The 25,440-nt window shown below is 55.5% G+C and carries 21 protein-coding genes and 1 tRNA gene; 8 read left to right on the forward strand and 14 right to left on the reverse strand.

Annotated features, from left to right (window positions below):
- Positions 1-164: 164 nt before the first annotated feature.
- Positions 165-1,445 (forward strand): O-acetylhomoserine aminocarboxypropyltransferase, encoded by a 1,281-nt coding sequence (locus FIV00_RS19760; RefSeq protein ID WP_152502362.1) that lies wholly within the window; start codon positions 165-167, stop codon positions 1,443-1,445.
- A gap of 56 nt (positions 1,446-1,501) precedes the next feature.
- Here FIV00_RS19760 and FIV00_RS19765 read toward each other — a convergent pair whose 3' ends face one another.
- The 3 genes from FIV00_RS19765 to FIV00_RS19775 form a co-directional block, all read right to left on the reverse strand.
- On the reverse strand, positions 1,502-2,035 hold the full coding sequence (locus FIV00_RS19765; RefSeq protein WP_152502363.1) for a dihydrofolate reductase family protein: 534 nt from the start codon (positions 2,033-2,035) through the stop codon (positions 1,502-1,504).
- 155 nt (positions 2,036-2,190) lie between these two features.
- The gene (locus FIV00_RS19770; RefSeq protein WP_152502364.1) at positions 2,191-3,297 is read right to left on the reverse strand and encodes a COX15/CtaA family protein; all 1,107 of its coding nucleotides are present in this window, start codon (positions 3,295-3,297) and stop codon (positions 2,191-2,193) included.
- A 207-nt stretch (positions 3,298-3,504) separates the two neighbouring features.
- Positions 3,505-4,854, reverse strand: coding sequence for a hypothetical protein (locus FIV00_RS19775; RefSeq protein ID WP_152502365.1), 1,350 nt, complete (start codon positions 4,852-4,854; stop codon positions 3,505-3,507).
- Between the two features lie 344 nt (positions 4,855-5,198).
- Between FIV00_RS19775 and FIV00_RS19780 the strand changes: the two genes are divergently transcribed.
- Positions 5,199-5,414, forward strand: a complete 216-nt coding sequence (locus FIV00_RS19780) for a DUF2842 domain-containing protein (protein ID WP_152502366.1) — start codon at positions 5,199-5,201, stop codon at positions 5,412-5,414.
- On the opposite strand, the gene FIV00_RS19785 is transcribed toward FIV00_RS19780, so the two are convergent.
- Positions 5,374-6,474 (reverse strand): polysaccharide deacetylase family protein, encoded by a 1,101-nt coding sequence (locus FIV00_RS19785; protein WP_152502367.1) that lies wholly within the window; start codon positions 6,472-6,474, stop codon positions 5,374-5,376. The two genes, FIV00_RS19780 and FIV00_RS19785, sit on opposite strands and share 41 nt — an antisense overlap.
- Positions 6,475-6,666: 192 nt before the next feature.
- On the opposite strand from FIV00_RS19785, the gene FIV00_RS19790 reads away from it, so the two are divergent.
- Entirely contained in the window at positions 6,667-7,836 is a 1,170-nt protein-coding gene (locus tag FIV00_RS19790) for a GNAT family N-acetyltransferase (RefSeq protein WP_209006630.1), read from the forward strand.
- Between the two features lie 26 nt (positions 7,837-7,862).
- On the opposite strand, the gene FIV00_RS19795 is transcribed toward FIV00_RS19790, so the two are convergent.
- Positions 7,863-10,349: a GumC family protein gene (locus FIV00_RS19795; protein WP_152502369.1), complete on the reverse strand. Its 2,487-nt coding sequence runs from the start codon at positions 10,347-10,349 to the stop codon at positions 7,863-7,865.
- 196 nt (positions 10,350-10,545) lie between these two features.
- On the opposite strand from FIV00_RS19795, the gene FIV00_RS19800 reads away from it, so the two are divergent.
- The 5 genes from FIV00_RS19800 (at position 10,546) to FIV00_RS19820 (ending at position 15,486) form a co-directional block, all read left to right on the forward strand.
- A complete protein-coding gene (locus FIV00_RS19800) occupies positions 10,546-11,103 on the forward strand; it encodes a polysaccharide biosynthesis/export family protein (protein WP_173006068.1) in 558 nt (185 codons plus the stop codon).
- 106 nt (positions 11,104-11,209) lie between these two features.
- Positions 11,210-12,442 (forward strand): glycosyltransferase family 4 protein, encoded by a 1,233-nt coding sequence (locus FIV00_RS19805; protein WP_173006069.1) that lies wholly within the window; start codon positions 11,210-11,212, stop codon positions 12,440-12,442.
- Positions 12,439-14,064, forward strand: coding sequence for an undecaprenyl-phosphate glucose phosphotransferase (locus tag FIV00_RS19810; protein ID WP_152502370.1), 1,626 nt, complete (start codon positions 12,439-12,441; stop codon positions 14,062-14,064). The genes FIV00_RS19805 and FIV00_RS19810 overlap by 4 nt, the downstream gene beginning before the upstream one ends.
- Before the next feature lie 5 nt (positions 14,065-14,069).
- Positions 14,070-15,320 (forward strand): O-antigen ligase, encoded by a 1,251-nt coding sequence (locus FIV00_RS19815; protein WP_152504348.1) that lies wholly within the window; start codon positions 14,070-14,072, stop codon positions 15,318-15,320.
- Between the two features lie 89 nt (positions 15,321-15,409).
- Positions 15,410-15,486, forward strand: a tRNA-Pro gene (locus tag FIV00_RS19820).
- A gap of 375 nt (positions 15,487-15,861) precedes the next feature.
- Here the strand turns inward: FIV00_RS19820 and FIV00_RS19825 are convergent.
- From FIV00_RS19825 to FIV00_RS19860, 9 genes are all read right to left on the reverse strand, one after another.
- On the reverse strand, positions 15,862-17,586 hold the full coding sequence (locus FIV00_RS19825) for an AIPR family protein (protein ID WP_152502371.1): 1,725 nt from the start codon (positions 17,584-17,586) through the stop codon (positions 15,862-15,864).
- A gap of 187 nt (positions 17,587-17,773) precedes the next feature.
- Complete coding sequence (locus FIV00_RS29860; protein ID WP_173006070.1) at positions 17,774-17,941, reverse strand: hypothetical protein; 168 nt, start codon at positions 17,939-17,941, stop codon at positions 17,774-17,776.
- A gap of 106 nt (positions 17,942-18,047) precedes the next feature.
- The gene (locus tag FIV00_RS19830) at positions 18,048-19,832 is read right to left on the reverse strand and encodes an adenine deaminase (RefSeq protein ID WP_152502372.1); all 1,785 of its coding nucleotides are present in this window, start codon (positions 19,830-19,832) and stop codon (positions 18,048-18,050) included.
- Positions 19,819-20,727 (reverse strand): nucleoside hydrolase, encoded by a 909-nt coding sequence (locus FIV00_RS19835; protein ID WP_173006071.1) that lies wholly within the window; start codon positions 20,725-20,727, stop codon positions 19,819-19,821. Before FIV00_RS19835 ends, FIV00_RS19830 begins: the two co-directional genes overlap by 14 nt.
- A complete protein-coding gene (locus FIV00_RS19840; RefSeq protein WP_152502374.1) occupies positions 20,724-21,737 on the reverse strand; it encodes an ABC transporter ATP-binding protein in 1,014 nt (337 codons plus the stop codon). The genes FIV00_RS19835 and FIV00_RS19840 overlap by 4 nt, the downstream gene beginning before the upstream one ends.
- Positions 21,730-22,506, reverse strand: a complete 777-nt coding sequence (locus tag FIV00_RS19845) for an ABC transporter permease (protein ID WP_152502375.1) — start codon at positions 22,504-22,506, stop codon at positions 21,730-21,732. The genes FIV00_RS19840 and FIV00_RS19845 overlap by 8 nt, the downstream gene beginning before the upstream one ends.
- A gap of 3 nt (positions 22,507-22,509) precedes the next feature.
- Positions 22,510-23,334, reverse strand: coding sequence for an ABC transporter permease (locus FIV00_RS19850; protein WP_152502376.1), 825 nt, complete (start codon positions 23,332-23,334; stop codon positions 22,510-22,512).
- Between the two features lie 60 nt (positions 23,335-23,394).
- Positions 23,395-24,414 carry an extracellular solute-binding protein gene (locus tag FIV00_RS19855; protein ID WP_152502377.1) on the reverse strand — a complete coding sequence of 340 codons (1,020 nt, stop codon included), beginning with the start codon at positions 24,412-24,414 and terminating at the stop codon, positions 23,395-23,397.
- The gene (locus FIV00_RS19860) at positions 24,411-25,388 is read right to left on the reverse strand and encodes a LacI family DNA-binding transcriptional regulator (RefSeq protein ID WP_152502378.1); all 978 of its coding nucleotides are present in this window, start codon (positions 25,386-25,388) and stop codon (positions 24,411-24,413) included. Before FIV00_RS19860 ends, FIV00_RS19855 begins: the two co-directional genes overlap by 4 nt.
- Between the last annotated feature and the right edge of the window lie 52 nt (positions 25,389-25,440).

Here is a 25,440-nt window from a genome sequence, read left to right on the forward strand (position 1 = left end):
ACTGAACCAAGGAGATGACATCTCTAATCAGTAGTCCGCATTGCGCATTGTTCGCGTTTTCAGAACTACAATTTTTGCTCTCGTCCGGAAATCGGAAAATCCTGCTTTGACCTCCCCGAGGCCTTCGGTCAAACTGGCCGCCAATCCAAAAGGGAGGTTAATTAATGAGCGAAAACATTCCGGGCTTTTCCACGCTTGCCATTCACGCCGGCGCTGCACCCGACCCTTCGAGCGGTGCCAGGGCGACACCGATTTATCAGACAACATCCTTTGTCTTTGATGATGTTGACCACGCGGCCTCCCTGTTCGGTCTGCAGGCCTTTGGCAACATCTATACGCGCATCACCAACCCGACCACCGCTGTGCTTGAGGAACGTGTCGCCGCTCTTGAGGGCGGAACTGCTGCGCTGGCGACCGCGTCCGGCCACTCCGCTCAGCTTCTGTGCTTCCACTCGCTGATGCAACCCGGCGACAACATCGTTGCAGCCAACAAATTGTATGGCGGCTCAATCAACCAGCTCAATCACTCCTTCAAAAGCTTCGGCTGGGGCGTAAAGTGGGCCGATCCTGCCGATATCAACTCATTTGAGGCTGCAATTGACGATCGGACCCGCGCGATCTTCATCGAAAGCCTGGCCAATCCGGGTGGCATCGTTGTTGATATCGAAGCCATTGCGGCCCTTGCAAAGGCAAAAGGCATTCCGCTCGTCGTCGACAATACGATGGCAAGTCCCTATCTCTGCCGTCCGATCGAGCATGGTGCCGATATTGTGCTGCATTCCCTGACCAAATTCATGGGCGGTCACGGTAACTCCATGGGTGGTATTATCGTGGATGGCGGTAGCTTTGATTGGTCTGCCAGCGGCAACTATCCCCTGCTCTCGCAGCCTCGTCCGGAGTATCAGGGCATCGTGCTGCATGAGACATTCGGCAACTTCGCCTTTGCCATCGCTTGTCGCGTTCTTGGACTGCGTGATCTCGGCCCTGCGATCTCGCCGTTCAACGCGTTCATGATCCTGACCGGTATCGAAACTTTGCCACTGCGCATGCAGAGACACTCCGACAACGCCAAGAAGGTTGCGCTTCATCTGTCGGGTCACGACAAGGTCAACTGGGTGTCCTATGCAGCCTTACCCGAAGACAAGCACCACTCTTTGCAGCAGAAATATCTGCCCAAGGGTGCTGGCGCCGTGTTCACCTTCGGCGTTGAAGGCGGCTATGATGCGGGTGTCAATCTCGTATCAAAGGTGGAACTGTTCTCGCACCTGGCCAATATTGGCGACACCCGTAGCCTGATCATCCACCCGGCATCGACAACACACCGTCAGCTGTCAGATGATCAGAAGGTCGCAGCCGGAGCTGGACCTGACGTGGTTCGTATTTCTGTGGGACTGGAAGATGTCGATGACATCATTGCAGATCTCGACCAGGCACTTTCCGGATAGATTTTCCTACCGGGTCATGAAAAGCCCGCCGATTGGCGGGCTTTTTTGTTGTCTTTCTAAGGTTTGACCTGAAACTCCTGAAACAGGTAACCGCCATCGTAAATGCGCGTTGTCGTGTTGATCATTTCACGACCGTCGCCAAAATCCCCGAACAACCTGACGCCGCTGCCCAGAAGGATCGGGGCCCGCTTCAAACGAAGGATATCAATCAAGCGATTGCTCATGAGATGGCCAGCGAACTCCCCTCCCCCGCACACATAAATCGGACCGTCCGCGTTGGCCTTCAGATCCTTGATTTTAGAGAGCTCGTTTTTGTCGATCACTTCAACCGCGCTTTCTCCCGGAAGCTCCAATGATCTGGAAAAAACGAAGGTTTTCATGTTCTCATACGGGTTGGCGCCCGGCTCGAGCCCAAATCGGTAGCCAAATTCGTATGTTTTCCGCCCCATGATTGCGATGGCATATGTGTTGAGGCGCTCGAAATAGTCCTCAACAACCTGGCCCTCGTGAGCGAATTTCGTGATGTCGTCGCCTGCACCGGCAATGAAGCCGTCAACTGAGACAGCCACGTCATAGATGATGGGTTGCATGATGTGCTCCGCAAGTAAGTCCAAATAGCCCGAAGGCGTTTTTTCAGTTGGCCTCTACTTGATCACTGTCGGAGCACTCCTCTTTGATGGGCAAGTCTGGGTTGCACTGCACTCGATTGTCAAACCGTCAGCGCAAGTGTTCTACTTTTTGCAGACTAGGCCTTGCTTTGCAACGGGTAAGGCCCTTTCAACAGGGCCATGTGATCAACAATGGCCGCAAGCACGATGACTGCAAACCCTTGGTGGACCAGTGCAATTGAAAGCGGAACCTGCCAGATCAGAGTCAATATTCCGAAAATTGCTTGAAGCAAAATGAAGCCACCAACATGTGCGCCAGCCCGTCTCAAGGCCGGACGGCTGCTGACGCGGAATGTGGCAACTGTTAGCGCCAGGCCAATGAAGACCAGAATATATGCTGTAACCCGGTGCTGAAACTGGACCGTCATGACATTTTCAAAAAAATTGAGCCAGATCGGATCCATCACGAAAAGCCCTTTCGGGATCACTTGACCGTCCATCAATGGCCAGGTGTTGAATGTCAGTCCCGCATTCAGGCCTGCAACCAAACCGCCCAGGAACATTTGCAGGAAAACAAACGCGAACACGAGTTTGCTCAGTCCGGACAAACGTGCCGTTTCTGTTTCGGTTGGTTGCGAAAGTGGCGTCAGTCGTCGTGCAATCCAGAACAGATAGGCAAAGATAATCAAAGCCAGCGTCAGGTGTACTGCCAGCCTGTATTGACTGACGTCAACACGCTCAACCAGACCTGAGGCCACCATCCACCAGCCGACAAACCCCTGCAATCCACCCAGAGCAAGTCCCAACAAGAGCCTCGGCTTCAGCCACGGCTCAATTCTTCCCGCTGCCCAGAACGCAACCATTGGGACAAAGAAAGCGACACCAATGAAGCGGCCCAACAGCCTGTGTCCCCATTCCCACCAGAAGATGAACTTGAATTCCTCCAGGCTCATTCCTTTGTTGATGAGCTGATATTCGGGAATTTGCCGGTATTTTTCTAACTCTTCTTCCCATTCGGCTTCGCTCAAGGGCGGAATGACGCCGTGAATGGGCTTCCACTCGGTGATGGACAGACCCGATTCCGTCAGCCGGGTGGCCCCGCCGACAACAACCATTGCCAGGATCAGCGCGCACACTACATAGAGCCACCACCGGATCATCGCCCGGCTTTGCTGGATCCTCTGTCTTCTGGCTGGAATCAATTGTCCTGTGCTTTCCTTAGCGCTGTCTGCAATGACATTCATAAACCAGCCCCGGCCCGTCGCGTTTCCGAAAAATCCCTTGGTTGCCGAAATATAGGGGTAGCAGCATGTCGGCAAGGAGCCTGAGACACTTTGTGTCAATTCCAATGGTCATATCATTTAGTTCAGACCTGACGCTCAACCGGCACGCGCGCTTAGAGCTTTCTGCAAGCCGAATTTATCCACGGCTGGCGACAGGTTCACCAACCGCTAGCGAATGGCATCGTAGCCAGCTTTGAGCTTCTTGATTGCGTCGTTCACCTCGTCTGCGTTCTTCACCACCTCCTCAACGATTGTCGCAGCATCGCCTTCAGTCAGGGCAACACCTGCCTTCTTGAGGGACAAGACCAGATCCAGAGCGGCCTTTTTCTTTTCGGCAGCCGTGATTTTGACCGCCGCCGGAATAGACGTCAGTGCCTTCATGGCAACAGTCGACAAGATGGTCCAAACCAGACGAAGTGCCGTCATACGCGCGTTAAAGCCGCTCTTGCCAATAGAGCCCAAAAGAGATCCTGCAAGTTTGGTGATCTTTTTGGTGTCCCCTGCCATCGCATCCGGAATGTTGCGTGCGACGTCTTCTCCGAACATGGCAACAGCTGCCTTTGTTCCTTTCCATGCCGCAAAGAGGGCGGCGTCCACGATCTTGTCCCACAAGGTTGGAGCATAGGTTTTCAGTGTTTTTCGCGCGGCAAGAACAAGACTGATGGCCTTTGCCCATTTTGGAAAGTTGTCCTTGTTCTTTGCAGTCCACTCGGCAACCTTGAGCCCGACATCTGCGGCAAAAACGAACGGATTGGCAGAAGCTACCGCAAGCAGAAACTCCATTTCCATCTCGATCAGAACTTGGGTGGACTTCAGTTTCTTCCCGGCATGCGCAATCCCAGCATAAAGAATATCTGTGACGAAACCTTCCCGATTTTGCCGGTAGATCACCCCCTCCTTCGCCGTCGCAATGTCCGATGTGATTTGCTGGTAGGTAATGATGCCGTTGGGCTTGAGTTTACCGTCCTCCCGCGTCTCATATTCGATGGCATGAATGATCAGACGTTTGCCTTCCGGTGCCAGCCAGGTTTCACCAGCCTTGACGGTGGCAAACCCACCCGGCGATGCCGCATCTGCAAACCTCAAGAACCCACCTGGCTTGGTCGCGGCAATTTCCTTGTCGGTCAAGGCGCGCGGCACCATTGTCGGGCGTGTTGCCGGTTTGGGATCCACTTTCGGTTTTTCGGAAGAACCGCCACCTGACGGACCGTTGTCGTCCGGCAGATCCGGAATACTCATCCTCTGCCACACCGATGCAGAATTCGGATCATTCATCGCGATTATTGTGCGCCCTGCCGGGTCAACACGGGAATCGGGCTTCCGAAATCCAACCACGCTGATCTGAAAATCAGCGATCATTCCGCGCGTCTTCCTTCCGCTGATACCATCTGGAACGAGGTTTGTGCGCGACCCGCCCATGAGCTCGTTCAGCCGCGTCTGCACCGCGACCACGTCGAGTTGGTCATTCTTTCCCCACCGCCCGACAGAGCCTGTAATGCCTATGGAAGAATTGATCATGTCAAACACCTTGCCGTTCACGACTTGGTCCGGATCGCAAGGCCAAGATCAAATGACCATTGCTTTTGTGCGCAAATCAAAGTGCATCTGCTCCCGCGAAATCGTTTTGCGGGTCAGCGCGCTCGGGCCCAAAATCGCCCTTCGCCAAGTCAGAAATTTCAATTGTCTCAATGTGGCGGCGAGCGATCCGGTCAAACACAAGGGGCCGCTTGCCGCAAAAAGCAGATCCGGGCTATAAGCTGCGCCGGATGTCTTCCGTTATGAAACAAGATTTACGGGACACTCGCTGGACGTGTCTGTGACAGCCATCACAATCCATCGAAAGAAAATGGAAACCCTTGCAAATGGTCCCCTCGTTCAGAAAATTCGTTGGCATGGTGCTGCTGGTCGTGTTCGTTGTGATCTACGCACTCGTCGCGATGGTGATTGGTGACATCACGCTGCAGAACGCCTCATCCGTCGTACGACTGATTTACTTTGCGATTGCCGGTCTGATCTGGGTAGTTCCGGCCGGTGCCATCATCTGGTGGATGGAAAAAGGCGGGAAAAACCGGACCTGACGCCAAATCCAGAGGCAGCCCATCGCGCAGCCCGATAAAGCGCGAATGGCGCTCCCGTCAGATACTGATCCACGATACCCGGATCCTGGAACCGGCCATTGAGCGACACCCGTGGCAACATCATGGGGTCGCGTGCATTGGCGGACTGAAGAACCCCGGGCAGTGTGGTCACCGAAGACGCAAAGCCTATTTCCCTGACGATTTCGGCGTCCCGCAGACTGACCGCGTGCGATTTGCCATATGGGTAGGCGAAGTGCTTCGGACGCCGGCCAAGCTCTTCTTCGAGCCGGCTCAAACCTTTGAGAACATCTGCGCGCGCGACAGAAGCCTCAAGTCTGGCCATTGCGTAGTGCTCATGCGTGTGTGCGCCAATCGAGACCAGTGGATCAGAAGAGAGTTCTCGCACCTGATCCCATGTCATCACCAGCTCATCGGCTATCGCGGCGAGGTCCAGTCCGTATTTCTCAGCCAGGGCACGAATGATTTTTCGCTGATCGTACTCACCTATTTCCAAGGTGAGGTAGTCGACGATCTTGTCGAAACAGGCGATCTTGTCGTCAAGACTTGCGCAGGGAAGGCCGCTGGCTTCACCAGCCTGGGTGAAAATCACCTCATCGTTCTCAGCGATGATCCGCTCCAACGCCAACCACCATAATTCGCATGTCCTATCAATCAGACCGCTGGTGATGAAGACAGTAAACGGTGCCCCCAACTCTTTGAGGATCGGATAGGCAACCTCAAGATTGTCCTTGTATCCATCATCAAATGTCAAAACGGCGTAGCGATGGTTGCCGTAGCCTGATTTCAAAAGATCGACAGCCTCGTCCAGCGCGATGATTTCATATCCGTTGGCCCTGATCCGCTCCACAGCCTGGCGCAGAAACTCCGGTGTGATCTCCAGATGCCGATTTGGTTGAAAAGCATTCGTGCGGGTAGGTCTGACATGGTGCATCATGAAGACTGCACCGCAGCCCTGCGTGAACGGCGCCAACACACGGTCAAGTCCGGTCCCTTTCAGGACCCGGAACGCGCGTGAAACTGACTTGTGCCGAACTTTCATCTGGCGTGATGCCCATTTGTGAAGAAGGTGCCACTTAGGCACGGTTTCTTTAACAATTATTGCTAAATCTATCGAGACTTAATCTGATCTTCTAGCGTGCGATACGGTCTAGGCTCCATGATCGTTCAAAATGGTTTATCCGAGTGTAACAATCCTGTTCAAACGATCTTTGATGAGGTCGAGGAAAAGCCTGTGACCTCAGCTCCCTGCCCTTGGCGCCTCACTGTTCTCAATAGCCTTAGCGAAGCGCTACCATACTGGCAACACTTAAGAACTGCAGGTTGTAGAAACCCGTATCAGTCTTCCGAGTGGCTTTCCTCATGGTTTGAAACCATTGGCAAAGAACGGAAGATCGAGGTCGCCATCGCGGTGGTTCAGATAGAGGAAAAGCCTGTCGCGATCCTGCCCTTTGCGCTGGAACGTGGTGGACTTGCCAATACGCTTACGTTTCTGGGTCATCAAAATGGCAATCAAAACACAGGTTTATGGGATCCGAGCTTTTATTGTGAAGTGACCAAGACCCAGATCGAAGACATTTTGCAAAACGTCCAGAAACAGACTGATGCGGACGTATTCAGTCTTTCGAACATTCCCGAACACTGGCACGGACGGCCACACCCATTTTTGAGCGCAGCTGCGACACAAAGTCCGAGCCCCATCTTCGTTCAGGATCTTCCTGAGACCTTCGACACCTTCTTTCGGGAAACGCACAGCAAATCGTCGCGCAAGAACCTGCTCCGCAAGCAAAGGCATCTGCAGGCAACCGGCGACTATCGCGTTGGAAAGGCCGTCGAGCCTGACGAGATCAATCGTGCCTTTCGCGCCTTTTTGGACCAGCGTGAGAAACGGGCTGGCGAAGCAGGAATTCCAAATGCGTTTTCAAATCCCGTAGCACAGGATTTTCTGGCGCAGCTTCTGGGATTGAAACCATCCGCGTCCGGTGAAGCGACAAAATCGATGGACATCTGGTTCCTGGAAACAGGGGGGGCCATTCGCGCGACCTATCTGTGTGTGGAACAGGACAGCACGCTTTACGCCTACAGCAACAGCGTTGCACACGATGACATGCTGCCGAACAGCCCTGGTCTGGTGCTAATCAAGGAAATCATTGAATATGCCTGCGGATCGCCGCAAATAGAGGTTCTCGACCTTGGCCTCGGCGAGGAACGATACAAGACAGCCTGGACCAAGGCTGTTCCGCTCAAAGACCTTGCGTTGGCGTTTACCTGGAAAGGGATCTTGCGGCAAAAGCAGGATGCGCTCCGGCTACGCATCAAAACGGGCATCCGAAACTCGGACGCTCTCTGGCCTCTGGTCAGGCGTCTAAGAAAACTGAAAGCCGGACTGGGCAATCGCGGGTAGGCCGCTCCCTCGGAACCATATTATCCTCAGGCCGCGTGGCCGTCTCCATTCCGGCGTGGTCCCTTGCCACCTGCAATCACCACTTCCACCTTGGCCCCGGTATTGTGCGCCAGGAGATTGGCGGCGCTTTGCAATTCGTGTCCCTGGTCAGGAGCACTGGCGGCGATCAGCACCCTGTCCGCAAAGCTCAGCATCCGCGCGCTGGCCAGGGTTCCGTCAATGGCGCCCAGGTCAACAACGATGGTTTCGTAAGTAGAATCAATCGCTTCCAGAGCAAGCTTAAACCGCTCAGCGTTGACCATGTCGTCGGTGATGACTTCTCGTCCCGCTTCAATGATATGGGCCTTGGATCCCGCGTCCCGGTAGACGACCTTTGCGAACGGTGCATGGCCGGCAACAATATCGGCAAAGCCTTCAGCAGCTTTCGGATTGGACTGTTCCGGAAAGACTTCCATGATCAATGCGGACCGACTGGAGCCTGCAGCTTTGCGAACAAGATCAAACGCCAGGTCGTGAGACAACGCGTCATCGTCGACGCTCAGAACGACAATACGGCCACTTGGTTCGACTTCGTCTGCATAGGTTGCCGTAATGTCGTCTTCTTCGTTTTTCAGGCGACGCTTTTTCCCAAGCGCTGCAGCTGCAATCGCCCCCTTCGCCGTATCGAAGGCAGATTTCGAATCGCGCGGTGGAACATCGTCAGTGACTGGTTTCGGGTCTTCATCCACCTCGTTGCCACGCATGCTCCCGATCCAGTCAGGCGCGACGTCATGATCATAGCTGTTACGGTCACGAAGGCTGCGCCTCTTGCGCTTATTCTCACGGTCTGTCTGTGCTGACGTTTCGCCCTTGCCATCGAAACGATCGTGTGCGGCGCCAGCAGCGCTGTCGTCATTGTCGCCGAACGCACCGGATCGCTGAGGCTCACGGAAACCGGTGTCCATACGATAGTTGGAAATGGTTTGGCCGTAGCCTCGCTCCCAACCAAAACTGTCGTCCGGTCCGGGGCCGATGTTTCTCGCGCGGTCGGCGTCTGAAGAGGCCGACGGAGCATGTCCCCCGGACTGATCCTGCGAAGCGCCGGCAAATGCCGGTTCCACCTGGTTCATCCGGTAGAGCGCATTGCCACTCAAAAATTCACGCATCAGGACAAAGGCGCAACCGAGGATGAAAGTAACGAGTGCCGCGATTATCGTGCTGGACATGATTTTCGGGGAATCGGGCTCAACCGGAACAGCGGCCTGGGAGATGACCCTTGCATCGGCCGGGAGTACCTGTGCCCGCAATCGCGAGTCTGCTTCCTGATAGCTTAGCAACAGTTGATCAAGCTGCATCGCCTTGGCATTCGCTTCTCGCTCCAGCTCGGCCAGACGCGCCTGATCCGCATTGGATTTTGCGGCAGCTGTCTTCAGACTGTCCAAACGCGTTTCCAGTGCCCTGGCCTGCTGTTCTGCGACCTTGGCGTCGTTTTCCAGGCCCTGCAGGATCTTGCGTGCCTCCGACCTGATCTGCCGGTCATAGTCGCCCAGTTGCGACTGAAGCGCTTTCAGCTGCGGATGGCTTGGCAAAAGAGTGATGGACAGTTCGGCAATGTTGGACTGGATTTCCACCTGCCGTTCGCGCAAACGCTGGATCAACGGAGAATTGAGAACATCGCTAGCGGTTTCAAGCGACCCACCTGAATTCAAAAGTTCGCGGATAAGATCTGCCTTGGCTTGCGATTCTGCCTTGGCAGCCTGGGCTGCGGAATAATCGCTGCTGGTCTCTGCCAGCTGCTGCTGGTTCAAAGGAATGTTGTCGGCACCGATGAGAAGATCCGCACGGGCCCTGAAGTCGGCCACAGCCTGCCTGGCAGCCTGCACTTCCTTGCGCAACTCGACAATCTGGGGCTCAAGCGCGGCTGAAGCCTGTTCCGTAGTCTGGCGCTTGGCGTTTGACTGCAGCAAAAGGTACTGGTCGATGATGGTGTTGGCGACTTTCGCGGCGAGCACAGGATTTTCAGCCGTATAATCAACGGCGATCACCCGTGACCCATCGAGGCGATAGATATCCAGGTTCTCATAATAGTGCTTGAGCACCCTCTCCTCTTCGCTGTTGCCAGCTGAGGTAGTGCCCAGACCAATCATCGACAGCAGACCCTTGACCAGGCCACCTGACCGTTGGGCTTCGAATTCGGGTATTGCAGCGAGGTTGAGTTTGCTGGCGACACGGCGAGCCAGATCAGCGGACATGAGGAGCTGCGCCTGGCTGGCGACACCTTCTGCGTCAAGCAGCGCTCGTTCTTCTTCGGCACCACGCGCGGCACCTGGAAAATTGTTGTCCGTGCTCTCGATAATGATACGCGCTTCGCCTTTGTATTTCGGCGCAACGAACTGAAGTCCCAAGAAGACTGCAGCGGCAACGATCAGTGTCAGCGGCACGAGCCAGCTCAGGGACCGTCCAATGGCGCGCAAAAGACCGCCCAGGTCCAGCGCCATGTCGTCGTCAGGAAGGGTCTGCCGCTCAGCATTCATCGTTAGAAACTCCAAAGTTCCGGCAAACTATGTCGAATTAGGGTAAGCGATCGGTTAAACTGTCCCAAATCCGGTCAGATCAGCTGTTAATTTTTTTCCGAGGGTTTCTTTCATCCCTCCATTCAGTGTTTTTTCCTCTTCACCCTCAATTAACCATAACACGCGATGCTATCTCCGAATTGTAGGAGAGTCGTTGATGCGAATGAGAGCGCTACTTGTCCTGGGCATCTGCCTGGGCCTTGCTGCTTGCAGCGGGTACAGGCAGCCGCCGACAGCATTTCATGAAACACTGACACAGCCTTATCTCTTGGATTCAAGCGACAGGCTGCGCATCATCGTGTTTGGTCAGGATGACCTGTCCAACACCTATGTCGTTGATCAAGCTGGATATATTTCCTTTCCATTGGTTGGCAGCGTCGCGGCTCGCGGCAAGACTCAGCAAGGCCTTGCTTCAGAGATTGCCGGTAAATTGCGGCAAGGTTTTATCCGCGACCCGGATGTCTCCGTGGAGATCGATACCTATCGTCCGATCTTTTTGATGGGAGAGGTGCAAAATGCAGGCCAGTATAACTACGTGGCCGGCATGACAGTGCAAAATGCCATTGCTACAGCCGGTGGATTTTCGGCCAGGGCACAACAATCGAACGTCGATGTGACCCGTCAGATCAATGGTGAAATCCTAAACGGACGTGTGCCCATTTCGGACCCTGTCCGTCCCGGAGACACAATTTACGTCCGCGAACGCTATTTCTAGAGATCCACGAAGTTAACCGCGGACTCACCTCCCTTTGCTAGTGTGCAGTTTCAGAGCTCCACAGGTTCAATAAGAAACCTGGGGGCGAGAACAGGGAAACTGCACCATGACAACGACTCCCATGCGGATCGTGCATTGTGTTCGCTCGCCTATCGGCGGGATCTTCCGTCATATCCGCGATCTGGCAACAGCCCAGGCGGAAGCGGGACACGATGTCGGCTTAATTTGCGATAGCACTACGGGCAGCGCTTTCGACAATCGAGGCGTGGAAGAGCTTGAACCGAAGCTGGCTCTCGGCCTGGCTCGCTTTCCAATGCAGCGTCAGCTGACCTTCAAGGACCTTACCGCAACGCTTGCGCTTTATCGTCATATCCGTGACCTGAAACCGGATATCCTGCACGGCCACGGCGCCAAGGGCGGCGCATACGTGCGCCTGATCGGCAGCATTTTGAAGCTCCGCGGTCAGAAGGTGTCCCGCGTTTACTGTCCGCATGGCGGCAGCCTTCATTACGATCCGAACCGCTTCGAAGGCCGGATCTATCATACGATTGAAGGCATGCTTGGCCGTTTGACCGATGGGCTGGTTTTTGTCTCCGACTACGAAGCTGCGGCTTACGAAAGCAAGGTCGGACAACCCCGCGCGCTGTCCCGGATTGTCTATAACGGGCTGACACCTGCCGAATTTGCACCGGTCAGCGTCGACGAGAGCGCCGGCGACTTCCTCTATATCGGTATGCTGCGTGATTTGAAGGGACCGGATCTCTTCATTGAGGCGCTCCACAATATCCGCCTGAAGACCGGCCAGGCCCCGCGTGCACATATCGTCGGTGAAGGCCCGGATGAAGAGCGCTATCGCAACATGGTCAAAAGGTTCGACCTGGAACGTGCTGTCACGTTCCATGGCGCCCTACCCGCCCGCGAAGCCTTCAAGCTTGCAAGAAATGTGGTCGTCCCCTCCCGCGCGGAGGCAATGCCTTACATCATCTTGGAAACTGTTGCTGCTGAACGCCCGTTGATCGCTACGCGCGTCGGCGGAATACCGGAGATCTTCGGCAGATATTCCAATCGACTGATCGAGCCGGGACACATTGGCAAGCTGACCGTTGCGATGGAAGCGGCCCTTGACAGCCCTGAGCAGATGGCGGGCGAGGCAAAGGAACTTCGAAGCTGTCTGGCGGAGACGTTCTCGACCGAGCTGATGAATGATCGCATCACAACGCTTTACCAGGAGCTGAAAGGCATCAAACCGGCTGATCAGTCTGTTGCTGCTCCGGCAAACGGTCTTTCCGGTGTTGCGCGTGCGCAAACTGCGCTGGCGAGGTCGAGCAACAGATCATGAGCAGCCACGCCCTAAAACCGACGGACCCGATTGAGCCCAAGGCATTTGCTGCACAGACAGGTGCCAGCGCGAGCGCTGACGACCTGGACGACCGGTTGGAAAAGCAATTCCGGGAATCGCTTCAGGGCATCACCGATCCCGACAATATCCAGAAATTGTCCGGAAACAGCTCCAGCTTGAGCGTGGAAGCAGCTGAAATAGCACAAGGTCTTGGTGGCAAGGGGCTTTCCGCGCCCGTTTTGTCCGGGTTTGTGCGCCTGGCCGACATTCTGCTGGTTGCAGGTTCTGCTTTGGTCGCAGCGTTTGCAGGTTCAGAACCGTCCGGCTTCGGGCTGGAAAACGTCTTTGCAATTGCGGCGGCGCTGCTGTTCACGCTGGCCTTTTTTCAGGCGGCGGATGTTTATCAGGTTCAGGTCATGCGCCAGGGCCTGTCCCAGCTTGGCCGTGTTGCTGCCGGCTGGACCCTTGTCTTTGCCATGTTCGCCCTGCTGCGCTCCACGACCGGGGTCGGCATCGGGCTGGCCGAGGCCTGGATCGGCTCGTGGTTTGTATTTGGTCTGACAGGGCTTTGCGTTTCCCGCCTCATCGTCTCCCGGCTGGTGCGCCGCTGGATGTCGTCGGGCCGGCTGGAACGGCGCGCGATCATCGTTGGTGGCGGCACGGCTGCTGCGGAGCTCATTCACGAACTTGAAGCCCAGCCGGGAAACGATATCCGCATTTGCGGCATCTTCGATGACAGGTCGAATGATCGCTCACCACCGGTGGTGGCGGGTTATCAGAAGCTCGGCAACATCAGTGCGCTTGTGGAATTTGCGCGGCTTGCGCGCATCGACATGCTGATTGTGTGCATCCCCCTGCGCGCGGAAAAGCGCGTGCTGGAACTTCTCAGAAAGCTTTGGGTTCTTCCCGTCGACATTCGTCTGTCGGCCCATACGGACAAGGTCCGCTTCCGCAATCGCGCCGCGTCCTTCATCGGCACGGTTCCTTTTGTGGATGTTGTCGCCAAGCCGATTGCGGACTGGGACATGGTCGCCAAGCGGATCTTCGATCTGGTGTTCGCAACACTTGCCATCGTCACCCTCTTCCCGGTGATGATAGCAGCAGCCGTCGCGATCAAGCTCAACAGCAAGGGACCGGTCCTCTTCCGTCAGAAGCGGTACGGCTTCAACAACGAGGTCATCGATGTCCTGAAGTTCCGGTCGATGTACACCGACATGGCGGACCCCGATGCAAAGACCGTCGTGACCAAGGGCGATCCCCGTGTCACCAGTGTCGGACGTTTCATCAGAAAAACCTCCATCGATGAGCTGCCGCAACTGTTCAACGTTCTGGCAGGCAGCCTGTCGCTGGTTGGTCCGCGTCCGCATGCGGTCAATGCTCATACGGACAACAGGACCTGGGATGACGTCGTCGACGGCTACTTCGCCCGTCACAAGGTCAAGCCGGGCGTCACGGGCTGGGCACAGATCAACGGCTGGCGCGGTGAAGTCGACACACCGGAGAAAATTCAGAACCGTGTCGAGTGCGATGTCTACTATATTGAAAACTGGTCCCTGCTTTTCGATCTGCAGATCCTGGTTCTGACACCGTTCCGCCTGCTCAACACGGAGAATGCCTATTGAGCGCCATGGCTGGCACACATGGCGGCCCACCTCTGGTGCGTGCGTCTGTCGGCCTCCCGGCTAAAAGCCTGGGAAATGCGGCACTGTGGCTTGCAGCCTTCCTGTCAGGTTTCGTTATTGAGGAACCGGCCCCTTACGAACTCTACATGGTGCTGCTGTCGGTCATCTGGCTGGCATTCGGACTGAAGCTGCGCCCGGAATTCGGCCCTCTGATCATCTGCATGATGCTTTATGTCGCCGGTGGCGTCGCCTCTATCCCGATGGCGCAGGAATTCGGCGATGCGGTGATGTATATCGCCGTCTCGGGCTTCCTGGCGATAACGGCGATTTTCTATGCCGCCATCCTTGCCGATGAGCCGGACCGGTTCCGCGTCATTCAGAGCGGTTACACGATCAGTGCGGTCTTTGTGGCGATGATCGGGATTGCCGGCTATTTCAATCTGTTTCCGGGCGCTGAGTATTTCACGCTTTACAGCCGGGCTCGCGGCACGTTTCAGGACCCGAACGTCTTCGGACCGTTTCTGGTGCTGCCGACCATGCTGATCATTCAGAAGCTGCTGCGCGACTCCGTCATCCGGAACTTTGCACTGCTGGTGCCGCTCGCCATCCTCCTGCTCGGCATCTTTCTCAGCTTCTCGCGCGGTGCCTGGGGCGTTCTGGTGGCAGCTGTTCTTGTGGTCTATTTCCTCGCGCTCGTAACAGAGCAGAGCAACCGCCGGCGCGCGCGTCTGGTGTTTCTCGGCTTTGCCGGCATTCTGGCCTGTGCCGGTCTGCTTGCCGCAGCCCTTTCCATCGACACCGTGTCGGACATGTTTTCCCAGCGCGCGCGGCTCGTTCAGGAATATGACGGAGCCCGCCTCGGACGTTTTGCGCGCTATGCGCTCGGTTTCCAGATGGTGATGGAATACCCGCTCGGCCTCGGTCCGCTGGAGTTCAACAAGTACTTTCCAGAAGACGAGCACAACGTCTACCTGAAAGGCTTCACCACTTATGGTTGGCTCGGCGGGTTCGTCTATATCGCGATGGCGCTCTGGACGGTCTGCGCCCTGGTGCCGCTCCTGTTCAAGTCCCGCCCCTGGACAGCGTTCACCCAATGCGTCTTTGCGGTCTTCGTGGCACATCTGATCCTGTCGGTGATTATCGACACCGATCACTGGCGCCACATGTACATGCTCTATGGCCTTGCCTGGGGCATGATCGCGACGGACAAGATCGAACAAAAGCGCGCACGCAGACAAAGACTGGCAGCTGCATAAAGTCCCCTTGACCGGTTTCAAAAATCTCACAGCACGAGCGCAACAAGCAGCTTGCGCTTGCAAAGCGAACAAGCTAGGTAGGGTCCGTTCGGGCAGTAGCGCAGCCTGGTAGCGCACTTCACTGGGGGTGAAGGGGTCGTCGGTTCAAATCCGGCCTGCCCGACCATTTTTCAAAGACATGGATGATGTTGAGAACTTTTGCTCGATTGCCGAGCGAAAGGCCGGTAGTCATGCTTGAAAATTGGTTCGTGCTGTGTAGCGCGCAACTTCATTTGGCACCCAGTTTGAGGGTGAACCAAAGGCGCTTTCAGCCCAAAGCGTTCATTGGCTCGCTGGCACGCTGCGTCGGTGCAGGCCGCCGAAGCTGCTATTCATTGCGTCAGCGAAGACGTTAGCCCGCCAGATGCCGACAATGCGGACAAATCATCCATTGTCGGATTTCACGGACACGTCTCAAAACGGACCTTCCTCGCTTGAAACAGGTGCTGCAATCAAAGTCAACAAAGCGGCCATTAGCTGTTTGCACACAGCCTCTAACGGGTCAGTTCTCAGCAGCTTGGTCGAGCTGGCTCTGAAGGTATTGGTTGATATTCTGTTGGGATTGCGCCTTTTTGAAATAATTGTTCAGATTGATGAGGCTCTCATTGTTCTTGTTTACCACCTCGAAGAGAATGTTGTTTGCTCTATCATATGCAGTCTCAAGCGAGTCGTTTTCCTCTCGAGCGACAGCCATTGCTGCGGCCTCATCTCGAGGATCCAAATCTAGCTCATTTTCCAATACCCACCACAAAATCCGACAAATGTGGAAGACACCATAATTCAGGATGTTTCGTGAAGGATCATCTGGAGCGAGCTCTCGGTAGGCTCTTCTCCCTCGAGTTTCCGCGAACCTGTAAATTTCGTGGGAAGCCGCTAGCTGCCAAGGCTGTGCTTTGCCATAGATGTCATTGTAAAACTCCGGGGAATACACTTTGTACTTTTGAGCGCGGCTAACGGTGGGCTGGTTCTTGAATATAGCTAAATAAGCTTGGCCTGCCTTTTCCATACCAATCACCTCGGATTTAGGTACACCCGCACTCTTTGCTTCTCCTCGTTTTCTTTCGTAAAACAGGCCAAAATCTTCGTCGATCTTCCTTTGGATGAGTTGCTGTATCTCGTCATTTGCATGCAGGTCACGAGAACCAATAGAGTTTTGATTGTTCGTTGCTATAACTACATTGTTCACAAACTCAAAGTCGTGCGACTCGTAGATTTTGACTTGAACCTTTACGTCGTCTTTTAGTTTTTCATCTTCAAAAGCGGAACGTAATGATGACGTTGTTTGACAACCATTGATAATCTGTACTTTCTCGACTCGAACTGAGGGCGCGTCTGGGTCTCTAACCATCGATAAGCTATCACAGACCATTGTTACACCGTTGTTCATGTACCAAAAACTGTCTGATTTTTCGTCGCTAGTAGCGGTCGAATAGATCGATTTGTTTACCTGCCCACCAAGGCCCAGATTACCTCTGACATTTGCGTCGAAGATCGCATCTCGTGGCTCAGTTTGTGCAAGCTTTGCAAGGTCACTTCCCTTAACTGTGCAAAGAACGCTTCTGACACCACCAGTGTCAAATTCGACAATCGAAGGTCGGTTTGCATCATACACAATCGGAATGTTTGCATCGATTTGGCGAACTCTGTTTCGCCTCAAATTGTTTATTCGATCGAGTTCATTGACCCCAATGAAGTGAAAATCAAAGCTGGCGAAAACTCCACTGTCCGAAAAGTCTCGCAGAATATTGCCTTTGTTGGCTATAGCTTCTTCCGCAATGTCCGCTTCGTCACCAAGTGTTACAAAGTAACAAGATACGCTCACGCTGTTGTTGCCATATTGCCTGATCAGCTCTCTTGCGTTCTCTATCTTTTCCACCAGTTTTACATTTGGATTGTCTTTATATTCGGCCTGCTTGGCCAAAAAAATAAATTCTATGCCAACCTTCATAAGCGATACGGTATTCGCGGAAAAACCTTGTGTGTTTTTGACTTGAATTAGACGAATGTGAACTGATTGGCTGCTGTCATCCACTTCAATCTTAAAGATGTCGATTTGCCGTTCACCGGCCCCATCGACCAGTTCATCATCTGGAACTTCATCCAGATCAGCATCGAACAAGACGGAGTAAAACCAATGCATGAACGCGTCGTCTTCGGTAACATTCAATTCAGTCGCTGCGTTTTGTATAGAGTCGGAGATAAACCCGCGTTTGATGGCTGTACTCACTTGATGAAATTCCTTTGGTCTATTCAAACGTCGTCCCTGCACGTAGATCCGCGCAATGCAACTTTAAGCTTAATCCATGACATAACAAGTTAAATGCTTGAAACCGAGTGTCTGCGTTTCATTGAAATGAGCCGATCAGCTGCATAGTAGCAAATGTCTATTTCCCGCCCAAAGCTGTCATTTTTCTTCAATAGAAAGCTGCCTTGAGAGTTCGCCACGCATAAGCTGTGACCAGCGGGACAAGCCCGTTACCGGCTGTACGGGATCGCTCAACCCGATTGGCCAACCCATCATCCAGTCCGAAAAATTCGGATTGAAGGTCCAGAGTCCCGAGACGTTTTCGCAGAACACCCATTCGGGGTTGCATTCTCCGACGATGCGGGCAACGTTCGAGAAAAGGGCTCAAGAGCCAAAGGGAATTCATGTTGCCGCAATGCAGTCATGTCTAAGGACCCGACTGCTCACTCAAGTGAGCTGTCCAAAGACAGCACCGGCGTCTCGAGAACACGTCCCTTGAAGACATCAACGATGCCGACATCGCTCAGGCGTGGTCCCGCATTGCAGACCAAAGATGCGCCGAAGAGTGCCTTGAACACCAGATAGGGCGGCTCCCAGTCGACCAAGGCATCGAGAGCTTGGCGCAGAGCGGCGAAGCGCACGGCGATCTCCGACAGCGGTGCTTCGCTCACCAGGCCCGCCAAGGGAAGTTCTATTTTTTCAATCACTTCGCCTTTGGCGACCACGCACATTCCGCCGTTTGAAGACCGGACAGTATTGGCGGCCAGAGCCATGTCAGAAGGATCACGGCCGAAGACTGTCAGGTTGTGGCTGTCATGGGAAACGGTTGTTGCAAATGCGCCGCGCCACCTGCCCCACTTTTCCAGAAAGGCGACCCGGACGGGCGCATTTTGCCCGTAGCGGTTCGCAACGGCCATACGGATCATGTCGTCAGGGAGGATCAGCTTGCCCGCCTCCACATCGACCGTTCTTGACCCCCAGACCGGAAAACGCGGTTTTGAAAGAACCGCGATCTGTGCGCTGGAGCCGGGAGCCTGAATTTCAAAATCATCAGCCTGAAATTCGGCGACGGACACGGAATTGCGCAGCGCAGCCGGCGGCTCGGTGCTGCGGCAGGGCGTTGTCAGATTGCCATCTTCAGAGACAGTTTTGCCATCTGCAACAACAAGGCTCGGCTTCACCTGCGCAAGATCGTCAAGGAGAACGATGTCGGCACGTTTGCCCGGCGCGATCAGGCCAAGGTCGGGTCGCCGTATGCGCGTTGCCGCGTTGAGAGTTGCTGCGCGGTAGGCCCACTCCGGGGGAAGTCCGAAATGGATCATGAGACGGATGACGTTGTCGAGACCGCCCTGGCGCTGGAGATCGTCCGGGAAGACGTCGTCGGTGCAGAGTGTGAGCGTTTGCGGAAGATGGCCCAAGTCGAGAATGGCCTTGGCAAACTCCGGCAGGAGATGTTCGTGCGAACCGCGCAATTCAACGGTCATACCGGCTTCAAGACGTGCAATCAGATCTTCGGCTGAAGACAGTTCATGGTCTGTCTCAACACCGGCTGCGGCATAGGCCGACAATGCGCCGTCGTTGAGGCCGCGCGCGTGTCCGCACACACGTTTACCGCTTGCCAGACCGGCATTCACGATGCCCTGGACCCTGTCGTTGCCATTCAACAGCGGCTGCATTGTCATCAACTCCGCAGCGCCATGTATGTCAGGTCTTGCCAGAAGCTCTGTCAGCAGATCCGGGTCAAAGTCGCCCCCGCTTGCCTCGAACCCGGGTGCGGAGGGAACGCATGTGGGCGCAAGGGTAAGCAAGCGCAGCGGCACCTCCTTGCCGGCCGCAATCGCATAATCAACCCCGGCAAGACCGCATGCGTTGGCGAATTCATGCGGATCCCAGACAATGGTGGTCACGCCGCGCGGAACCACGGCCGCAGCATATTCGGCCGGTGTCACCATCGAGCTTTCAACATGCATGTGCGTGTCGATAAAACCGGGCACCACGTATCGGCCTCCGGCATCGAGACTTGCAATTGAATCGGGCTTTGAGCCTGCTTTTCGAACGCTGGCGATGAGCCCGCCGACAATGCCAATATCGGCGTCCCGTTCCCGGCCCGTGACCATATCCAACAACCGCGCGTTCGATATGAGGAGATCGAACGGTTCCAGGCCCTGGGCAGCTCTCACAGCGCGGGCCCGCAATTCCGGCGCGTTGATGTTGCTATCTTGGGCCATCCATGGCCTCCCGTTTCAATGCACTCAGACAGAGCCGGGCAAGATCGGTTCCGGCAGTTGTTGCAAGTCTCACTTTGGACGCTGCGACGTGCGAGACGTTCGTTGCGCCATAGCTCTCGTCAGATTTGGTCGACACCTCAACGGCACATGGCGAAAAGCCTATGCAGTCCGGCTGCGCCGCGGCCAGTGCGGCCAGAGGATCGTAGATCGCCATTGCGGACCGTCCGCGCTCCAAGGCAATGTCGAGATAACCTCCGAGAAGGTCACCGGTCAGCTGGTCCGTCAGGGGCATGTCCTTTGGTCCAAAGGTCACTTTTCGGCAAAATGACAGATCGACAATGTCGAACCGAATGCCGGTCGACAGCACATAGGCCAATGCGTCTGCGTCCGCAAAGGCATTGTACTCCGCCAGAGGCGTGTGGTTTCCCCTGCCCGCGCTTCCCCCCATCCAGATCAGCCGCGTTATCCGGTCAGCCAGTTCGGGCGACTGCTGCAAAAGCAAAGCAATATTGGTCAGTGGCCCAAGCGCCAAAACCTCGGGTTCAGCGCCCGCGCCATCTGAAAGCCAGTTTGCAAGAGCCTGCACCGCACCTTCAGAAGGCGCGTTAGTATCCGGTTTTGGCAGCACCATTCCCCTGGTTCTGATGCCTGTCGGGCCCAAGATGCGCTCAGCGGTTTCCAACGGACGCTTCAGCGGCTTTGCTGCTCCCTGCCATACTGGCCAGTCGAACCCGTAAGAGGTTTTAGCGCCCAGTGCGTTGGCTGTTACCTGAGCAAGCGGTGCGTTTCCCGCAACAAGGGAGACGCCAGCCACATTCCGCCCAAGATACCTCAGCACGAGAAGCGCCCAAAGGTCGTCAAACCCGAAATCCGTATCGACCCAAATTGCTGTCACGCTGCCAATTGCCGTGCGGTTGCCTGGGGAAGATCAAATGCAACCTGCTCGCCGAGCGGCACTTCAGGAAGCTCGATTGAGGCATCGGCCTTGATCTGCCCCAGCGGACTGTCGATCACGTATTCCCGGTGGTCGCCGGCAAAACTGCTTGCAATCACCCGGCCGGTGTGTGGCCCCTTCCCGACCGCGACACCGCTCGGGCGCCAGGCGAGCATGGGGGCGGTAACTTCAGAGCCAAGCGGCAATCGACCATGGTCAGAGACAAGATCAGTTCCCTCCATCCGGAAGATATTCTCAAACCCCATGAAGTTTGCTGCAAACGCTGTGCTGGGTTCGGCATAAAGCTCTGACGGTGACCCCAGTTGCTCTATCCTGCCATCCTTCATCAACACGACCCGATCAGCCAGGGCCAGGGCCTCTGATTGGTCGTGAGTCACAAAAACCATCGTAATTCCGGTGTCCTTTTGCACCCGCTGCAATTCATTGCGCATCTCCAGCCGAAGTCGTGCATCCAGGTTGGACAGCGGTTCATCAAGCAGGAGGACCTTGGGTTCCATCACCAGAGACCTGGCGAGTGCCAGGCGCTGTTGCTGTCCGCCGGACATTTCGGCAGGCTTGCGGGCTTCAAAGCCCTTCAGGCCAACCGTTGCCATGCCGGCTTCCGTTTTGGCTCGCACCTGTGCATCCGGCAACTTGCGAAGCCGGAGCCCGAACGCAACGTTCTCAAAGGCGCTTAGATGAGGAAAGAGCGCATAGGACTGGAAAACAAGGCCGATGCCCCGCTTGTTTGCCGGTGTCCGGGTCACGTCCGCGCCGTCGATCATGATCTTCCCGCCTGTCGGCGTCAAAAGCCCAGCAATTGCGCGCATGGTGGTTGTCTTGCCACAGCCCGATGGGCCCAACAAGGCGATCAGTTCGCCCTTTCGGATATCCAGATTGAGATCCGGCACAGCGACCGTCTGCCCATAGGACAGCGTCAAATCCGACAATGAAACGAATGCGTTAGACATAACGAGAGAACCCCAGAAGTCGTTCGGCGGCAAATACGATGGCGACCGACATGAAGGCCAGCAGAGCCGACAGCGCTGCAACCGACGGATCGAAGGTGATTTCCATATAGGACAGCATGTCGATCGGCAGCGTGCGCACGCCAGGTCCCGACAAGAACAACGAAGCCGGAACTTCGTTGAAGCTGGTGACGAAACCCAGAATGAAAGCTGCCAGAATGCCTCCCCTGATGTTGGGAAGGACAACCTTGGTGAACGCCTGCAGCCGGGTACACCCGAGAATGACCGCAGCCTCTTCCATATCGGCACGCAAATTGTTCAGGCTCGAGGACACAACACGCACCGCATAGGGCAGCACCAGAGCGGTGTGTGTCGCGAAAAGCGCCATGGTGATCGTGACATCAAGCGGCACAACGAAGTAACGCAGAAGCGCGAGCCCAACGATGATGCCGGGCACGATGATTGGCGCAGCAACAATTGTCCGGATGGTCTCTGCGCCGGGCAGATCATAGCGGTTGAGCGCATAGGCAGCCGGGATGCCGATCAACAGCGCTGCCAACGTGCCAAAGATCGCAAGGAACATCGACAAGGCAAAGCTGGCCCGGAAGCTCTCCACCGTGAAAACCTTGGCGTACCATTTGAGAGACAGGCCCTGAGGCGGGAAAGACAAAGCCTCTCCGGCTGAAGCGCCTGCGAGAATGACGATCAGGAACGGGCCGATCAGGAATGTGAGCGTTGCACCCAGAATGAGCCAGACAGTTAAACGGGACACGGTCTACCTCCGCACCGAGGCAATGCGCTTCAGGACCAGATTGGCCGAGAAACACATGACGATCAGGATCATGGCAATAACGCTTGCCGACACGAAGTCGTTTGAAACATTGACCTTCTGGTAGAGCAGCGTCTCCAGCATTAGGACCTTCGATCCTCCCAAAATGGCCGGTGTGATGTAGGCCGTAAGCGCGCCGGTAAAGACCAGCGTACCGCCAATGACCAGCCCCTCCTTGGTCAGCGGCAGGATCACCCGGAAAAAGACCTGGAACCAGCTGGCGCCCAGCACACGAGCTGCCGGAACAACGTCGCGGGGGATGTTCTCCATGGCGGAAACCAGGGAAATGATCATGAGCGGCAGAAACAATTGAAGAAGACCAATGAAGACAGCCGTTTCAGTGAACAGCAGACGAATGGGCAACTCCGACAGGCCGAGCCCGACTATCACGTCGTTGACGATGCCGGTACGGCCCAGAATGACAATCCAGGCATAAGTCCGGGCAACGGGAGAAATCATCAGCGGCAGAACAACGAGTCCAAATATGCGACCGCGTGAGGTTGCCGGCAGGTTGACGATGCAGAACGCGGCCGCATAACCGATCACAGCAGACGTGCCGGCGACCAGAATTCCGAGTTTGAGCGTGCGGAAAAAGACGCTTTGGTTCAAAGGCTCGGAGAAGAAATCAACATAGCCCTGCAGGCTCCAGGCCCCGCTCTCAGCCTGAAAGGCAACAGACAACAGGATGCCAACCGGCACCAGGAACACAAGAAACGTGAAAAGCGCGGCAGGCAGGGCAAGCGCCAGTCCTTCTGCGCGGTTGAGAAACATGAGGAAGCTCCGGGCGAATGGGCGTGGGAGGGCGGTCGGTCTGACCGCCCCCGGTCGTCTTTAACGGATGACCTCATTGTTCCACTGGTCGACCCATGCATCGCGGTTGGCGATGATGACGGCTGGGTCGAGAATGTTGAGCGAGTTGATGAGTTCAGCCCCGTAGGTCAGGTTTTCCGCCACTTCATCGCTGACCTTCACGTCCATATTTGCCGGGCTGTCAATCAGAGCCTCGGCGATCCGGGTCTGAACTTCCGTTGAAAGCCAATAATCCATGAGCTTATAGGCCAGTTCTTCATTGCCGTTGTTGGCGGTCATGATCATGACATTCATGCCGCCTGCCTGGCCTTCTTTCGGATCAGCCCATGCGAAGGGAAGCGGAGAACTCTTGAAGCGGCTCCAGGCGAAGCGGCCAACAGGCGCAGCGATGACTTCTTCCTGGTTCATGAGCTGCGCGAGCTCGGAAGACCGGGAGTAAAAGGTCACGATGTCATCAGCGTGTTTGCCGATCTCCGAAATCGTCGCACTAAAATCACCCGGATCGCCGCCTTCAGCCTTGTTGAGCATCATCAAGGTGAGCGGCCCTTGTGTCCCGGTGATATTCGGTAGGGAAACATTGCCGGCCAGCTTTTCGCCCAGCAGGTCGTTCCAGCTCTCAATGCTCACCAGGTCTTTGCGATAAACGATTGAACTTGCATAGAAAGTGTAGCCAACAGCCATGCTGTCGCCAATCGGGTTCTGTGCGGCCGGGTAAAGCTTGTCAAAGCTTTGAAGCTTTGACGTATCAATTGACTGGAGAAGACCCTTGCGCGCAAGGCTCAGTGCGTCGTGGGAGGAAATCACGGCCATGTCGATCACCGGGTCCGCCGCATTCGCCTCGATCTTGGCCATGCGCTCCACGGAGTTTCCGGTTTCAATCACCAGTTCACAGCCGCAAATCTCTTCAAAGGGATCATACAGCGCTTCTTTGTAGGCATCCTGAGCGAAGGAATAGACCGAGATGGTAAGCTTGTCTTGTGCTGCCGCGCCGGTCGCAGTGAGAGCTGCACTCAGCGCAAGGATTGATATGTACTTGGTCATTGAGGTCGTCTCCTTGTTAAAAGCTGGCTCGGGATAGATGTTGATTGCCGTACCACCAATCGCATTGGCACGGTTTCCCCTTCTTGAGCCGGTGTTTCGCCGCTGATTTTGGCTGAGATGATGTCAATCGCGCGGCTGGCGATTTCGTCGACATTCTGGGCAACCGTCGTGAGCGCCGGATGCATGATTGAAGAAAAAGACATGTTGTCGAAGCCTGTCAGGCTGACCTGGTCCGGGACGGAAATCTGCACGCGCATCAGTTCGGTGCGCACCTGCAGCGCAATCAGGTCTGAAGTGGCCATGATCGCTGTTGCGCCTGCCTGAACCTTTGCGACAGCCCGTTCAATGCCCGCTTCACCCCAAAAAACATCGACATCAATGTCCGAAGGCAAGGCACTGCGCATCCCGGCAATGCGGTCACGCTGAACTTCGGAGACTTCGTCCCCGCCCAGGATGACGATCTTGCGATGTCCGATATCCAAAATGTGCCGGGCAACCAGCGCACCGCCACCCGCATGATCCGCCGAGACTGAGTTTCCAGGGTCAGAAGCTGTGTTCAACACCGCAATCGGAACAGGCATCGGATCCGGTGTCGTGCCTTTTTGCGGCACGACGATAAGGCCGTCCACGCCCCGATCCAGCAGTCTTCGCAATGCTTCGGTTTGCTCGTCCGCACTGCCCCGCGAATCCGCAATCAGAATGCCAAGTTTTCTCTTGTCGGCTTCCATTGAGAGCGTCTGGGCGATGCGCGGAAACAACGGGTTGGTCAGGTCCGGCATGACAAGACCAAGGATACCGGTCTGCCCAGTCTTGAGAGCGCGGGCTGCTGTGCTGGGACGATATCCAAGTTCATCCGCTCTTGCCCGGATACGCGTGACCAACTCCTCAGAAACACGTCCCTTGCCGGTCAACGCGTTCGAAATCGTTGCGGTTGACACGCCAATGTCGTTGGCAATTTGCTTGATGCTGACCATCACGCCCCCAATGCTTTAACGATTAAGCAAGCTCGCTAACGCAAAGTCAACG

It is taken from the genome of Labrenzia sp. THAF82, assembly GCF_009363435.1.
GTDB classification, from domain to species: Bacteria; Pseudomonadota; Alphaproteobacteria; order Rhizobiales; family Stappiaceae; genus Roseibium; species Roseibium porphyridii.

Coding starts and splice junctions, on each gene's coding strand:
- FIV00_RS19760 (WP_152502362.1), top strand. CDS start 165: ATGAGCGAAAACATTCCGGGCTTTTCCACGCTTGCCATTCACGCCGGC.
- FIV00_RS19765 (WP_152502363.1), bottom strand. CDS start 2,035: ATGCAACCCATCATCTATGACGTGGCTGTCTCAGTTGACGGCTTCATT.
- FIV00_RS19770 (WP_152502364.1), bottom strand. CDS start 3,297: ATGAATGTCATTGCAGACAGCGCTAAGGAAAGCACAGGACAATTGATT.
- FIV00_RS19775 (WP_152502365.1), bottom strand. CDS start 4,854: ATGATCAATTCTTCCATAGGCATTACAGGCTCTGTCGGGCGGTGGGGA.
- FIV00_RS19780 (WP_152502366.1), top strand. CDS start 5,199: ATGGTCCCCTCGTTCAGAAAATTCGTTGGCATGGTGCTGCTGGTCGTG.
- FIV00_RS19785 (WP_152502367.1), bottom strand. CDS start 6,474: ATGAAAGTTCGGCACAAGTCAGTTTCACGCGCGTTCCGGGTCCTGAAA.
- FIV00_RS19795 (WP_152502369.1), bottom strand. CDS start 10,349: ATGAATGCTGAGCGGCAGACCCTTCCTGACGACGACATGGCGCTGGAC.
- FIV00_RS19800 (WP_173006068.1), top strand. CDS start 10,546: ATGCGAATGAGAGCGCTACTTGTCCTGGGCATCTGCCTGGGCCTTGCT.
- FIV00_RS19805 (WP_173006069.1), top strand. CDS start 11,210: ATGACAACGACTCCCATGCGGATCGTGCATTGTGTTCGCTCGCCTATC.
- FIV00_RS19810 (WP_152502370.1), top strand. CDS start 12,439: ATGAGCAGCCACGCCCTAAAACCGACGGACCCGATTGAGCCCAAGGCA.
- FIV00_RS19815 (WP_152504348.1), top strand. CDS start 14,070: ATGGCTGGCACACATGGCGGCCCACCTCTGGTGCGTGCGTCTGTCGGC.
- FIV00_RS29860 (WP_173006070.1), bottom strand. CDS start 17,941: ATGGGTGTTCTGCGAAAACGTCTCGGGACTCTGGACCTTCAATCCGAA.
- FIV00_RS19830 (WP_152502372.1), bottom strand. CDS start 19,832: ATGGCCCAAGATAGCAACATCAACGCGCCGGAATTGCGGGCCCGCGCT.
- FIV00_RS19840 (WP_152502374.1), bottom strand. CDS start 21,737: ATGTCTAACGCATTCGTTTCATTGTCGGATTTGACGCTGTCCTATGGG.
- FIV00_RS19850 (WP_152502376.1), bottom strand. CDS start 23,334: ATGTTTCTCAACCGCGCAGAAGGACTGGCGCTTGCCCTGCCTGCCGCG.
- FIV00_RS19855 (WP_152502377.1), bottom strand. CDS start 24,414: ATGACCAAGTACATATCAATCCTTGCGCTGAGTGCAGCTCTCACTGCG.
- FIV00_RS19860 (WP_152502378.1), bottom strand. CDS start 25,388: ATGGTCAGCATCAAGCAAATTGCCAACGACATTGGCGTGTCAACCGCA.